General features: G+C 70.7%; 12 protein-coding genes. 10 read left to right on the top strand and 2 right to left on the bottom strand.

The features are described from left to right. Nucleotides 1-52: 52 nt before the first annotated feature. A complete protein-coding gene (gene sigJ, locus ABEA43_RS59605) occupies nucleotides 53-997 on the bottom strand; it encodes an RNA polymerase sigma factor SigJ (protein ID WP_345576971.1) in 945 nt (314 codons plus the stop codon). A gap of 145 nt (nucleotides 998-1142) precedes the next feature. On the opposite strand from sigJ, the gene ABEA43_RS59600 reads away from it, so the two are divergent. The 10 genes from ABEA43_RS59600 (at nucleotide 1143) to ABEA43_RS59555 (ending at nucleotide 11058) form a co-directional block, all read left to right on the top strand. Then, entirely contained in the window at nucleotides 1143-2291 is a 1149-nt protein-coding gene (locus ABEA43_RS59600) for an FAD-dependent oxidoreductase (protein ID WP_345576969.1), read from the top strand. Nucleotides 2292-2418: 127 nt separating this feature from the next. After that, a complete protein-coding gene (locus tag ABEA43_RS59595) occupies nucleotides 2419-2805 on the top strand; it encodes a hypothetical protein (protein ID WP_345576967.1) in 387 nt (128 codons plus the stop codon). A 64-nt stretch (nucleotides 2806-2869) separates the two neighbouring features. Next, the gene (locus ABEA43_RS59590) at nucleotides 2870-3010 is read left to right on the top strand and encodes a hypothetical protein (RefSeq protein WP_345576965.1); all 141 of its coding nucleotides are present in this window, start codon (nucleotides 2870-2872) and stop codon (nucleotides 3008-3010) included. A gap of 129 nt (nucleotides 3011-3139) precedes the next feature. Next, nucleotides 3140-4168: a LacI family DNA-binding transcriptional regulator gene (locus ABEA43_RS59585; protein ID WP_345576963.1), complete on the top strand. Its 1029-nt coding sequence runs from the start codon at nucleotides 3140-3142 to the stop codon at nucleotides 4166-4168. A 229-nt stretch (nucleotides 4169-4397) separates the two neighbouring features. After that, nucleotides 4398-5249 carry a carbohydrate ABC transporter permease gene (locus tag ABEA43_RS59580; RefSeq protein WP_345576961.1) on the top strand — a complete coding sequence of 284 codons (852 nt, stop codon included), beginning with the start codon at nucleotides 4398-4400 and terminating at the stop codon, nucleotides 5247-5249. Continuing rightward, nucleotides 5246-6157, top strand: coding sequence for a carbohydrate ABC transporter permease (locus ABEA43_RS59575; RefSeq protein ID WP_345576959.1), 912 nt, complete (start codon nucleotides 5246-5248; stop codon nucleotides 6155-6157). Before ABEA43_RS59580 ends, ABEA43_RS59575 begins: the two co-directional genes overlap by 4 nt. Then, nucleotides 6154-6816, top strand: a complete 663-nt coding sequence (locus ABEA43_RS59570) for a hypothetical protein (RefSeq protein ID WP_345576957.1) — start codon at nucleotides 6154-6156, stop codon at nucleotides 6814-6816. The genes ABEA43_RS59575 and ABEA43_RS59570 overlap by 4 nt, the downstream gene beginning before the upstream one ends. Further along, a complete protein-coding gene (locus ABEA43_RS59565) occupies nucleotides 6813-8177 on the top strand; it encodes an ABC transporter substrate-binding protein (protein WP_345576955.1) in 1365 nt (454 codons plus the stop codon). Before ABEA43_RS59570 ends, ABEA43_RS59565 begins: the two co-directional genes overlap by 4 nt. Further along, nucleotides 8174-9538, top strand: coding sequence for a sulfatase-like hydrolase/transferase (locus ABEA43_RS59560; RefSeq protein WP_345576953.1), 1365 nt, complete (start codon nucleotides 8174-8176; stop codon nucleotides 9536-9538). Before ABEA43_RS59565 ends, ABEA43_RS59560 begins: the two co-directional genes overlap by 4 nt. Before the next feature lie 41 nt (nucleotides 9539-9579). Next, nucleotides 9580-11058, top strand: a complete 1479-nt coding sequence (locus ABEA43_RS59555; RefSeq protein ID WP_345576951.1) for a sulfatase family protein — start codon at nucleotides 9580-9582, stop codon at nucleotides 11056-11058. Between the two features lie 20 nt (nucleotides 11059-11078). Here the strand turns inward: ABEA43_RS59555 and ABEA43_RS59550 are convergent, their stop codons facing one another. Next, nucleotides 11079-12542: a M4 family metallopeptidase gene (locus tag ABEA43_RS59550; RefSeq protein ID WP_345576949.1), complete on the bottom strand. Its 1464-nt coding sequence runs from the start codon at nucleotides 12540-12542 to the stop codon at nucleotides 11079-11081. Nucleotides 12543-12884 lie beyond the last annotated feature (342 nt).

Below are 12884 nucleotides of genomic sequence, written 5' to 3'. Positions count from 1 at the left end.
TCCTGAACCGGACAGGCGCACGAACCCTGACAGCTGACGAGTGTGATCTGGGTCACCAATTCTCCACCAGCGGGCGCTGGGGTCCGGCGGCCGCCCACTGGTGCGCGATGCGCTGGAGTTTGTCCGGGTTGATGTGGATGTGGAGCGACGCCAGACCCTCGGGGGTCGCATCGAGGCAGAACACGCCGATGACCCGGTCGCCGACCGCGGCCAGCATGGCGGGACCGCCGTTGACGACGACGGCGTAGAAGGAGGGGCTGCCGTTGACGAGGGCTCGCTTGGCATCGGTCGGCTCGAACAGAGCACGCAGGTACTTCGCGATGCCCATCGCTCCGATGACCGGGGTCCTGCGGGCGACGACCTTGCCGCCGCCGTCGGCCAGGCTGACCGCGTCGTCGGCGAGCAGCCGGATCAGTGGCTCCGTGTCGCCGCTGAGGGCCGCGGCGAGGAACTCCTCGACGATCTTCCGCGCGGCGACCGCGTCGATCTCCGTACGGGATCGCTCGACGGCCAGATGTTGCCTGGCCCGCCGGTAGATCTGCTGACAGTTCGACTCGGTGATGTCCAGGATCTCCGCGACCTCGCGGTGCGCGTACCCGAACGCCTCGCGCAGCACGTACACCACGCGCTCATTGGGGGACAGCCGCTCCATCAGGGTGAGCATCGCCATGGAGACCGACTCGCGCTGCTCGAAGGTGTCGGCGGGACCGAGCATCCGATCTCCGTCCAGGACCGGCTCCGGGAGCCACTGCCCCACGTAGGTCTCCCGCCTGGCCCGCGCCGAGGTGAGCTGGTTGAGGCAGAGATTGGTGAGCACCTTCGTCAGCCACGCCTCGGGCGTCTCGATCCGGTCCCGGTCCGCCGCATGCCAGCGCAGGTACGTATCCTGCACCGCGTCCTCCGCATCACCGGCCGATCCCAGCAGCCGGTAGGCGATCGCCTCCAAGCGACCCCTTGAGCTCTCGAACAGATCGGCCTGGTGCGTGTGGAGCGACATTGCCCCATGATCGGCCATATGCGCAGGCCGCGTCCACATCGCCGGAGCGCCCCGGAGGCCGGCATGAGCCGCACCCGGAGCCCGGCCCGGCGATCATCCCGCCTATGCTCTACATCTAGTAGTACTACTAGCCGTAGGGGATGGGATGCGCGTACTCATCGCGGGCGCCGGCATCGCGGGGGTGGCGGCGGCCAGAGGGTTCCTCGCCGCCGGGCACGAGGTGACGGTGCTGGAGCGGTCGCCCGCCTTACGCGAGACCGGATACGCGATCATGATCTGGCACAACGGCACGACCGTGCTGAACGATCTGGGCGTCCGGATGGACGGGGCCGGGCAGCGCCTGGAGGCCATCGAGGTCCGCAGCTCCCGGGGACGCCGGGTGATGGTCATGGACCTGGAACGGCTGGCGACCGAGTTCGGCGCCCCGGTGGTGTCGCTGCCCCGCCGGGTCCTGCTCGACCGGCTCGCCGAAGGGCTGCCGGACGACATCTACCGCTTCGGCGCCCGCGTCACCGGCCTGCACGACGACGGCCGGTCGGTACGGGTCGAGACCGAGGACGGCACGCGGTACACGGGCGACCTGCTCATCGGGGCCGACGGCGTGAACTCCCAGGTCCGTACCGCCCTCTTCGGCTCCCAGCCCGCCCGCCCGACCGGCACGGCCACCTGGCAGGGCCTGATCAAGGCCCCCTTCGACCCCGGGTCGCGGGCGCTGCTGTTCCTCGGCCCTCGGGGCGACTTCGGGATGAACCCCTCGGGCGACGGCATGGTGCAATGGCTCATCGACTTCCACCTGCGCCCCGGCGACGGCCGCGAGCGCCGGGACGTCGCGCTCGCCGCGCTCAGGCAGCGGTACGGCTCGTGGGGCTCGCCCGTCCCCGAGCTGCTGGAGACGCTGACGGAGGAGGACATCGAGCTGTTCCCGCACCGCCGCCACCGCGCCCCGCTCCGCTGGCGGCGCGGGCGCAGCGTCCTGATCGGTGACGCGGTGCACGCCATGCCGCCCATGCTGGCGCAAGGGGCCGGGCAGGGGCTCGAAGACGTCGCGGCGCTGCTGCGCGCCCTGGCCAGCGCCGGGCCGGATCCCGCCGGGGCGCTGAGCGCGTACGAGCGGAGCCGGCGGCGGCAGGCGCGGCTGGCCTCGGCGCTGGCCACCCAGGCCGTCGCGACCGGCGGACCGCGCGCGGCCCTGACCCAGAGCGAGTGGGCGCTGCGCGGCGCCGTCGCCGTGCCCGGCGGCCTGGGCACCTGGATGCTGCGCAAGCTCATCCGCGGGGTGAGCAGCCGGCTCTGAGCTCCGGCCGGGCCGGGTGAGCATCAGCACCGGCTTGAACGCGTGCGGGACGAATCCCTGGTTGCCACATGAATCGTCACCAAGGATCATGAGGGCTTCGGAGTCCTGGACGAAGGACGGGTGCCTGATGAAGGTCCGCTACAACCCGCTCATGGGCTGGATATTCCTGACACTGGGCGTGATCGTGACCCTGTTACAGGTGTGGCTTCTCCTTCTCGGCGCGTTCAGCCCCTTGATCATCGTCGGGCTGATGGCTCTCGGGATCGGCGGCCTGTATCTGCGGCGGACGTATTTCCGCGTCGAATCTCAGGCGATCGTCGTGGCCGCCCTCCTCGGCCCGGCTGAGCGCAGATTCGCTATTCCCAAAGACGCGAGCCCACGCATGGAAGGCAACCGCATCGTCATCGACAAGCCGGGCAAAGTCCAGAAAGTGCCCGTACGGAAGAGCATGGCGCATCCGGCGGACTGGGCGGCCTATACCGCCACCCTGCCGCGCACTCCGGGGCAGACCTGAGAACGCGCCGCCACACCGCGGCCGGCGGCGACCCGCCAAGGGCTACCCCGGTCAAGCGGCCGGGATGGCCGTCCTGGTCAGCTGCCAGAGGCTGATCGATCCGGGCCAGGCGCACGCGCTGCTCGTCTACACCGCCGGTCCCGGCAGCGAGAGCTACGAGAAGCTGCAGGTGCTGTCCGTCATCGGGACACAGACGCTGCGCTGACCGCGCTCCGGCCTCTTCGCGGCCGGCGCCAGGCGGGTCCACCGGTATCGGGCTATCCTGAGGCCGCCCGAGCACGCGATGATCATGGAGTCCGCTCAGGCGACGACGGCGCGGTGCGGGAGGCGGGACATGCAAGAAGGCGGCCGGCCCGGAGCGCGGCGGGTACGGATGATCGACGTGGCCAACTCGCTCGGTCTGTCGCGGGCCACCGTCTCGCTGGTGATGCGCGACAGCCCGCTGGTGTCGGCGGCGACGCGGAGCGCGGTTCTGGCCGAGGCCGAGCGGCTGGGCTACATCTACAACCAGGCCGCCGCCAATCTGCGGACCCAGCGCAACGATCTGGTGGGGCTGGTGATGCCGGACGTGATGAACCCGTTCGTCGCAGAGGTCTCGCTGGGCGTGCAGGAGGTGCTCGGCGAGGTCGGCTACTTCGTCATGATCGCCAATACGGTCGACCGGACGGACCTGCAGGGACAGATCCTGCGTTCCCTGGTCGAGCACCGGGCGGCCGGCGTGGTCTCGATCCCGGCGCTGACCTCGACCGCGGACGACTTCGCGGGCATCGGCCGCAGCGGCCTGCCGACGGTGCTGCTGCTGCGGCGTCTCGACGGAGTGGATCTCCCGTTCGTCGGCACGGACGAGGCGGCCATCGGGCGGCTCGGCGCCGCGCACCTGCTGGACGTCCATGCCTGCCGCCGGGTGGCCTACTTCGGCGGTGATCCGCTGGCCTCGCCGCGGGTCGGCCGGATGGAGAGTTTTCAGCGGGCGGTCACCGAGGCCGGCGCCGGGTGGGACGCGGTCTGGTCGGAGCCGTTCGAGGCCACGACGGACGCCGCCTACCGGCGCGCCACCGAGCTGCTCACGGCCGGGCCGCCGCCCGACGGGGTCCTGTGTCACAGCGACAACGTGGCTTACGGCCTGGTCAAGGCGTTGAGCCAGGGGACGCCCGGGGAGAGGCCCTGCGCGGTGCTCGGCATCGACGACCTGCACCAGTCGGCGATGTGGAACCCGTCGATCAGCAGCATCGCCACGAATCCGGTCGAGCTGGGCCGGGTGTGCGGCCGGGTGCTCCTGTCCGAGATGGGGATGGCGATCCAGGGCCGGGACACCCCGCCAGCACCCGAGATTCACGCCCGCGCGTCCTGCGGCTGTCACTGACCCGCTAATCCCAAGTTGACCTATGGGTTTTTATGGGTATTGTTGACCCGCTGTTTAGATCGATCTAAATTGTTCCGGACCGAGTCTGCCAGGCCGGATCAGCCGCGAGCTCAGGTCGGCGGACTCGACCACGGAAGGGGCACGGATGTCCGCAGTTGTCCGATCTCCACGACAGTTCAAGCCACCTCGCGCGCAATGGCATCGACGCGAGGACGGTGTCGGCCGCCTGATGCTGCTGCCGAGCCTGTTGCCGTATCTCGCCTTCGCGCTGCTGCCGATCGGCTGGCTCTTCTGGTTCAGCTTCCAGCGCTGGAACGGGTTCTCGCCGCCGCAGTTCACCGGCACGGCCAACTACCAGCGGATGATCGGCGACGAGCAGTGGTGGCTGGCGGTGCTGACCACGCTGAAGTTCGGGGCGGGCCGGCTGCTCATCGAGATCCCGCTGGCCCTGGTGCTGGCTTACGTGTTCTTCCGCGGGGTGCGCGGCGGCACCGTGTACCGGACGATCCTGTTCCTGCCGCACGTGCTGTCGCCGGCGATCGTCGGCATCATCTTCGTCTTCCTGCTGAGGGAGACCGGCGGGCCGGTCAACCAGTTGCTCACCGGGTCGGGCCTGCTGGAGACGCCGATCCGGTTCCTGGGCGAGGCCGGCAGCGCGCTCGGCAGCCTCATCGGCGTCGGCGTGTGGACCCACCTCGGCATCAACCTGCTGCTCTTCTTCGCCGGCATGATGACGATCCCGAACGCGCTGCTGGAAAGCGCGGCGCTGGAAGGCGCGGGCCACTGGTCGACGCTGCGGCACATCGTGCTGCCGCTGCTGGCCCCGGTGACGCGCGTGGTGGTCCTGATCTCGATTATCGGGACGCTGCGCAGCTTCGACCTGGTCAAGACCCTCACCGACGGCGGTCCGGCCGGAAGCACCGAGGTCATGTTCACCTACCTCTACCGGTTCTTCTTCGAACCGGAATCCGTGCCCCAGATCGGGTACGCCGCCGCGCTCGGCGTCACCGCGAGCGTGATCGTCGGCCTCATCTCCGTGGCCTACCTGCGGATCAACCGGAGCGGGAGGACCCCGGCGTGAGCACCCCCGTCATCACGGAAACGCCCGGCAGGACGACGGCCGCCCCGGACGTGCCGGCCCGCCGCGGACGCCGCGTCCGCCCCCGCACCGTGCTGCTGCACGCGGTGCTGACGGCGGCCGCGCTGATCATGCTCTCGCCGCTGGTCTTCGGCCTGTTCGCCTCGGTGTCGCCGTTGGAGCAGATCCTCAGCAGGGACGGCGGGATCCTGCCCCAGGTCTGGAAGTGGGGCACCTACGTGCAGGCGTGGACCACGGCCAATTTCTCCCGCTACTTCGTCAACAGCCTCGTCGTCACGGCCACCGTCGTGCTGCTGGACACGCTCGCCTCCAGCATGACCGGCTACGTGCTGGCGCGCAGGCGGCTGCGCGGCCAGCGCTTCCTGGAGGGTCTGTACGTCGGCACGCTGTTCGTCGGCCTGACCACCGCGACGCTCTACCCCCAGTACGTGATCGCCCAGGCCCTCGGCCTGGACAACCTGCTCGGCATCGCGCTGGTCCAGCTCGCCGGGATCATGCTGGTGCACATCTTCCTGATCAAGGCGTTCGTGCTCGGCCTCGGCACCGAGATGGAAGACGCCGCCCGCGTCGACGGCTGCGGATTGTTCGGCACCTACTGGCGGATCGCGTTCCCGATGATGCGGCCCATCCTCGCCACCACCGTGATCCTCGGCTTCCAGGCCTCCTGGAACAACTACCAGGTGCCGCTGGTGTTCTCCCTGGCCGCACCCGACCTGCGCACCCTCGTCGTGGGGGTGAGCGCGCTGCAGTACGACGCCGCCGAGGGCATGACGCCGTACAACACCGTGCTGGCGGGGGCGAACATGGCGCTGCTGCCCATCGTGGTGATCTTCATCGTGCTGCAGCGTCACTTCGTGCGCGGCTGGACGGACGGGTCGGTGAAGGGATGACCCTGTTCGCCGTGGACGGCGCCCTGCTGCGCGGCTGGTCCCGCTGGTGGTCCTGGGCCTGGACCAGCTGCTGCTGGTTGCTGCTGAGCCTGCCCCTGATCACCGCCCCGGCCGCCGGCCAGTGGCTGATCGTCCAGCAACGCCGGCTCGCCGCCGGCGAGGCCGCACTCGGACCCGGCGAGACGCTGCGGTTCGTGCTCTCCCGGCTGCCGGGCGCCCTGCGGCTGGCCGGTTGTCACCTCGCCGTCGCGGCCCTGGTGCTCGTCGGCCTGCTCGGGCCCTCGCCCGGCGGCGCGTACGGCTGGCTGGTGCTCACCACCAGCGTGGTGGCCGCGGCGACCTGGCTGCTGGTCGCCCCCTGGTCGGTGGTGCTGCTCGAACGGACCGGCGGACGTGCCGTCGCGGCCCTCCGCATCGCCTACCTGCTGGCGCTGTCGCGGATCGAGCTGGCGCTGACCTCGACGGCGACGGTGGTCGCCGCCGCCGCGGCGCCCTTCTTCGTGACGAAGGTGCCCTACGCGGGCCCGCTTCTGCTGATCGCGCTGCCGGCGGCCACGGCGAGGGTCGTGACGACGCTGTGCGACCGCGCCGCCAAGACCCGCGACCCCCATGCCACCGGCCGGATCGCTTCCGGCCGCTTGAGAAAGGCCCTCCGATGACCGATCCCGTCTTGACCCGTCGCGGTTTCCTCGGCACGCTCGCCGCCGGCGCCGCGCTCTCCCTCGCCGGTTGCGGCAGCGGGCCCTCCAGCGGGTCCGCCGATCCGGGTGCGCTGACCACGATCGTGATCTGGGACCGGGCCGGCGCGCACGCCAAGGCCCGGCAGGAGTTCTTCCGTGTCTGGAACGAGAAGGAGGGCAGGTCCCGCGGCATCGCGGTGCGGTACGAGCCGCAGGCGACGGACAAGTACGAGGAGATCGTCCGGCTCGGCTTCCAGACCAAGCGGGCGCCTGACCTGTTCCACAGCCCTTCGGCGCAACTGGGCGCGTTCGTCGCGGCCGGGTGGGTCCGTCCGCTGCCGGACCTGGTCGGCAAGGCCGTGCTGGACAAGGCCGCGCCGTACCACCAGAAGAACTCGGAACTGGTGTGGGGCGGGGTGCCGTACGCGGTGCCGACCACCGCGTTCACCAACCGGATGGTGATCAACGCCGACCTGTTCGAGAAGGCCGGTCTGGATCCTGACGCGCCGCCGGCGACCTTCTCCGAGGTACGGCGTGCCGCCGCCGCGATCACCAAGGCCGGCGGCGGTGACGCGTTCGGCATGCTGATCCCGATCAAGGCGACCGGGTTCCGGCAGTGGAGCGTCGACGTCCCGATCATGGCGGGGGACGCGGCGCTGGCTCAGTTCGGGTTGTTCAACGCGGCCACGCAGACGTACGAGCCGGCCAAGTACGCGCCGCTGCTGGAGCTCTACCGGGCCATGATCACCGACAAGACGGCCTACCCCGGCGCCGCGACCCTCGCCGCCGACGTCGCGATCAACGCCTTCGGCAAGGGCGAGGCCGGCATGTACATCACCAGCAGCGCGATCGTCTCCTCGCTGGCCGACCTGGGCAGCAAGGTCAAGGCGGTCGCGGCCCCGCTGCCGGTGCCCGACGGGCAGAAGCTGGTGCGCTCGCCGATGAACGCCGGCTACCCGTACGCGATCTCCTCGACCTCGCAGAACCCCGAGAAGGCCGCGGCGGTGTTCGAGGTGATGGTCGGCGACGCGGTGCAGCAGGCACTGGCGGCCAAGGCGGCGCCTCCGCTGAACGGCACCGTCTGGGACTCGGCGGCGATCAAGGACAACGCGCTCCTGCAGCAGTTCAGGCCGGGCGAGCTGGACCGGCAGTGGCCGAAGACGCCGAGCGGCCTGCTCCAGGTGGACGGCGAGAGCGTCGACCAGACCGTGGAGAAGCTGCTGCTCGACCCGTCGGCGGCGCTCGAACCGGCGCTCACCGGGATGCGGCAGCGCATGCAGGCCGCCTACGACGCCGCCGTGCAGCGCGGCGACCTCGACCCGCAGGAGTTCCGGGCGTGACAGCGCCGAACGTGGTCGTCCTGCTCGCCGACCAGTGGCGTGGACAGGAGCAGGGCTGGCTCGACGACACCAGGGGCAGAGCCTCCCAGGTCCGCACCCCGAACCTGGACCGGCTGGCGGCCGGCGGCGCCGCCGTCGCCGGGGGACGCGCCACTTCGCCCGTCTGCGGGCCGAGCCGGGCGAGCCTGCTCACCGGCAGCCTGCCCCACCAGAACGGCGTGGTCGCCAACGACCTGCCGCTCACCCCGCAGCTGGACACGCTGGCCACGGCGTTGTCCGGCGCCGGCTACCAGACCGGCTGGATCGGCAAATGGCACCTGGCCGGGCTGCCCAGGGACAAATGGGTGCAGCCGGCCGCACGACCGGGAATCGGGCGCTACGTCGGCGTCGACTGCTCCCACGATCACCTCGACGGGCATTACTACGACAGCGACGGATCCAGGGTCGACTTCACCGGCTACGAGCCGGAGGTGCAGACCGACCTCGCGGTGGAGTTCCTGGGGGAGCAGGACGGCCCGTTCTTCCTCACGGTCTCCTACAACCCGCCGCACGACCCGTACGACTCGGTCCCGGAGCGCCTGCGGACCGGCTATCCGGCTGACCTGCTGCGGCCGCCGCCGAACACGCCCGGCACCCCCGGGCAGCGTGAGACGCAGCGGCTCTACTACAGCGCGATCACCGCCGTGGACGCGCAGGTCGGCCGCATCGTGGCGGAGCTGGACCGGCTCGGGCTCCGCCGGAACACGATCATCGTGGTCACCTCCGACCACGGCGACCTGCTCGGGGCGCACGGCCTGCGGGCCAAGCAGAGCCCGTACGCCGAGGCCGTCCGGGTGCCGATGGTGATCGACGGGCCCGGTGTGCCCGCGTCCCGGCCCACCGGCCTGCTCGGCCTGGTCGACCTGGCGCCGACCCTGCTCGGACTGGTCGGGTTGCCCCCGATCGGAGCCTACGGCCGTGACCTGAGCGACGAGCTCCGGTCGGGTGCGCCGCTGCGTCCAGAGCTGCTCATCGGCAACTGGGTCAGCTTCGACAACGGCTACGACCAGGGCATCGGCGAATGGCGAGGGTTGATCACCGAGGAGCTGACCTACGCGCGTACCGCCGACGGCCTTCCCTGGCTGCTGTTCGACGACGTCACCGACCCCTGGCAACGGGACAACCTGGCCACGGACCCGGCCTCGGCCGGCCGGGTCGCCGAGGCCGACGCCCGGCTCGCCGCGCTGCTGGCGCAGGCCGGGGACACCTTCGCGCCCGCCGATCGGCTGCTGACCGACCTGGGCCTGGTCGAGGACTGGAACGCCCGAGAAAGGGCCCTGCGCGGCGATCGGGCCAGGCTGCTGCCGTCCCCGACGCGATGACCGCCGACCCGCCGATCGTCCCGACAGGAGAGACCCCCTTCATGGCCACTCGCCCGAACGTGCTGTTCGTCATGACCGACCAGCAGAGATTCGACACGATCGCGGCGCTCGGCAACGCCGGGGTCGCGACGCCCAACCTCGACCGGCTGGCCGCCCGCGGCACCGTCTTCGACAACGCGTACTCCACCACCCCGGTGTGCGTCCCGGCCCGCTACACCTTGCGCAGCGGCTGCGAGCCGACCCGCACCGGGGTGTACGACAACAGCGTCCCGGCCGGTGGGCACGCCGATATCCGGCAGCGCTGCGGCCCGTACCTCGCCGAGGCGATGCGGCAGCGCGGGTACCGCACCTGGGGAGTGGGCAAATTCCACACCACGCCGTGGGACGCGCCGCTCGGCTACGACGTGCAGCGGCACAGCGAGGAGTTCTACGGCACCCCCGAGCAGCGGGCCGGTGACGCGTACGCCTCCTGGATCGCACGCGAGCACCCCGAGTACGACTGGATCGAGGCCCTGATGGGCGAGCGGACCGACATGTACTACATGCCGCAGCTCAGTCCGCTGCCGGCGGACTGCACCGTCGAGTCCTGGGCCACCCGCGAGGCGATCGGGCTCCTGGGCGACGACGACGGACGGCCCTGGTTCGGCGTCGTGTCCTACATCGGCCCCCACCCGCCGTTCGCCCCGCCGCTGCCCTACAACCGGATGTACGACCCGGACCAGATGCCCGACCCGGTGTGCGGCGACCGCGCCATCGACCATCTCGACCAGCACATCCCGTGGATGAACCACCTCGTCTACGCCGAGGACGTCGACCCGCACCGGGCCAGGACGCTCAAGGCCCGCTACTACGGCGAGATCAGCTACATCGACGCCTGTATCGGCGACCTGCTCGACGCCGTCGAACGAAGACCGGACGCAGGCAACACCGTGATCTGCTTCTTCGCCGACCACGGCGACCTGCTCGGCGACCACCACGGCTGGCAGAAGGAGAGCTTCTTCGAGGCCTCCGCCCGGGTGCCGTTCCTGATCTCCTGGCCGGACCGGATCGCGGCCGGTGAGCGCCGGTCCGAGCTGGTCTGCCTGACCGACCTGTTCGGCCTGGCCACCTCCGCCGCGGGGGAGCCGGAGCTGCGGCAGGGCGGCGACCTGCTCGGCCTGCTGACCGGGACGGCCCCGCCCCGCGAGACGCTGTTCGGCTACCACGGGCGACCCGGCACCCGGCGGTTCAAGGCCATGGTCCGGCAGGGCGGCATGAAGCTGATCTGGCTGGCCAACGGCGGGCACCGGCTGCTGTTCGACCTCGCCGCCGATCCGGACGAGCTCGTCCCGCTGCAGGCGGCGCGTCCGCACGAGGCCGATCGGCTGACCGCGCTGCTGGCCGGGCGGCTACGCGCCGAGGGCGTGACCGAGTGCCTCGACGGTGCCGGGCTGCGCACCTTCCCGTACGAGACGTGGCCGCTGACCCGGATCCATCAGTTCGACCTGTCGCGCGGGGTGACCGGCTTCGGCGCAGGATGAGCCACCTGCCGCCGGGCCGGTCAGGGACAGGGCTGGTCGGCGCCGGTCACCGCGACCCCCGACCAAGCGGCCTGTACGGCGCGGTATTCGGCGCCGCACTGCCCATACAGCTCGGTGGCCGCGGCGAGCATCCCGGCCCGCGCTTCGGCGTAGCCGGTCGCCGATGTCCATTGTGCGGTCAGCGCGTGGAACCACAGGCGGGCGGCGGTGTCGCGGCCGACGCCGGTGACGGTCGTGCCGTCGCACGTCGGGCTGTCGCCCCAGTCCGAGGTGCCGCTGCCGTTGGCGAGCAGGTAGAAGGCGTGGTTGCCGACGCCGGAGGAGCGGTGCACGTCCAGGCTTCCGACGGCGGGCGACCAGCAGTCGGCGGACACGCCGTCCCTGCTGGGCCGGTCCATGTACCGCAACGGCCCGGCCTTCCACACCTTCTCGCCGACCAGGTAGTCGGGCTCGTCGGCGGGGTTGGCGGCGAAGAACTCCACGAGGTTCCCCGCGATGTCGGCGGTGGCCTCGTTGAGCCCGCCGGCCTCGCCGGTGTAGGCGAGCTTGGCGGTGCGCGCGATCACGGAGTGGGTGGCCTCGTGGGCGACCACGTCGAGAGAGGTGTAGGAGTTGGTGCGAGTCCTGTCGCCGTCGCCGAAGCGCATGCAGTGGCACTGCGCGCTCCAGTAGGCGTTCGACAGGTTGTCGCCCTCGTGCACCCCGGCGTACAAGGTGCTGGGCCCGTCCGAGGTCTCGGAGTTGTAGAGGAGGGTGTAGCCGAAGGTCTGCTTGTAGAAGTCGTACGTCGCCGCGGTGGCCCACTGCACGTCCACGGCGGCGGTCTGCGGATGGGTCGGTGTGCCGTCCGCCCAGTCGCCGTCGGGGTCGGTGTAGAAGCGGCGGGTGTCGGCGTCGTAGGTGGCGAAGTTGCCCCGGCTCGGGTCCCTCAGGTATTTCCGGTTCGGCTCGTCGGAATAGATCATGGTGGTGAGCGGCACGTCGCCGGAGTGGAAGCCGTGGCCGGTGTCGGCCTGCACATCGTCGTACGTGGTGCGCACCGCGCCGGTGGCGGCGTCAACGAGAACGTGCAGGGCCGTCGGCAGGCCGCCCGGCCGGGTGCCGGTGAGCAGCACGTCCCAGGCCAGCGCGGGCACGCGGGCGGCGGCGTCGTCGCCGAGCGCCTCGATCACCAGCCGCGGCGAGCCGCTCGGCCGGTACGGGAAGCGCTTGGCCGCGATCGTGGCGGCGGCCGGGCCGGACAACCGAGGCGTGGTGGACAGGGTGGTCAGCGGCGAGAGGGTACGGCTCTCGGCGGCCCGATCCCCATGCACGATGACGTCGCCGCCGAGCACGGGTAATCCCTGGTAGACGCGGTCGTAGTGGACGTGCGTGACACCGCCGGGGCCGGTGACGGTGCGTAAGGCGTGCAGCTCCTCGCCGGGAGCCGCGTACGCGACCGGCGGGGCGGTCACCAAGCCCGCCAGCAGGACACCCGTCACCATAACGCTGGATAAAGGCACATTTCCTCCGATCAACCACCCACGGTGGCGCGCCGAATGGCGGCCGGGAACCGTAAGGCGAGATCTTGCCTTTCTTCATGACCGAAGGTCAATGGATGAGTCGGCCTTCATCGCCCTGACTGCGTCCCGGCTCCTTGTCGAGGGGCTGGTCAGCTTGGCGGTCGCAACAAAAGCGAAGGTCAGAAGCAGCTTAGAGGTCTTTGTGATCATTCGGCGGACGAAACTGATCTTGCACCTGTAACCTTCCCTGCGTCGTACGCCTGACGCCGGAGAAGTTCCCCCGGCGAGCCGGTGACGTCTTCATCAACACAGCAAAGATGAGGA

The sequence above is a fragment of the Nonomuraea rosea genome, assembly GCF_039539705.1.
Lineage (GTDB): Bacteria > Actinomycetota > Actinomycetes > Streptosporangiales > Streptosporangiaceae > Nonomuraea > Nonomuraea rosea.
Note: the sequence above shows the minus strand (reverse complement) of the source record. Positions and strands in the feature narration are given on the sequence as shown.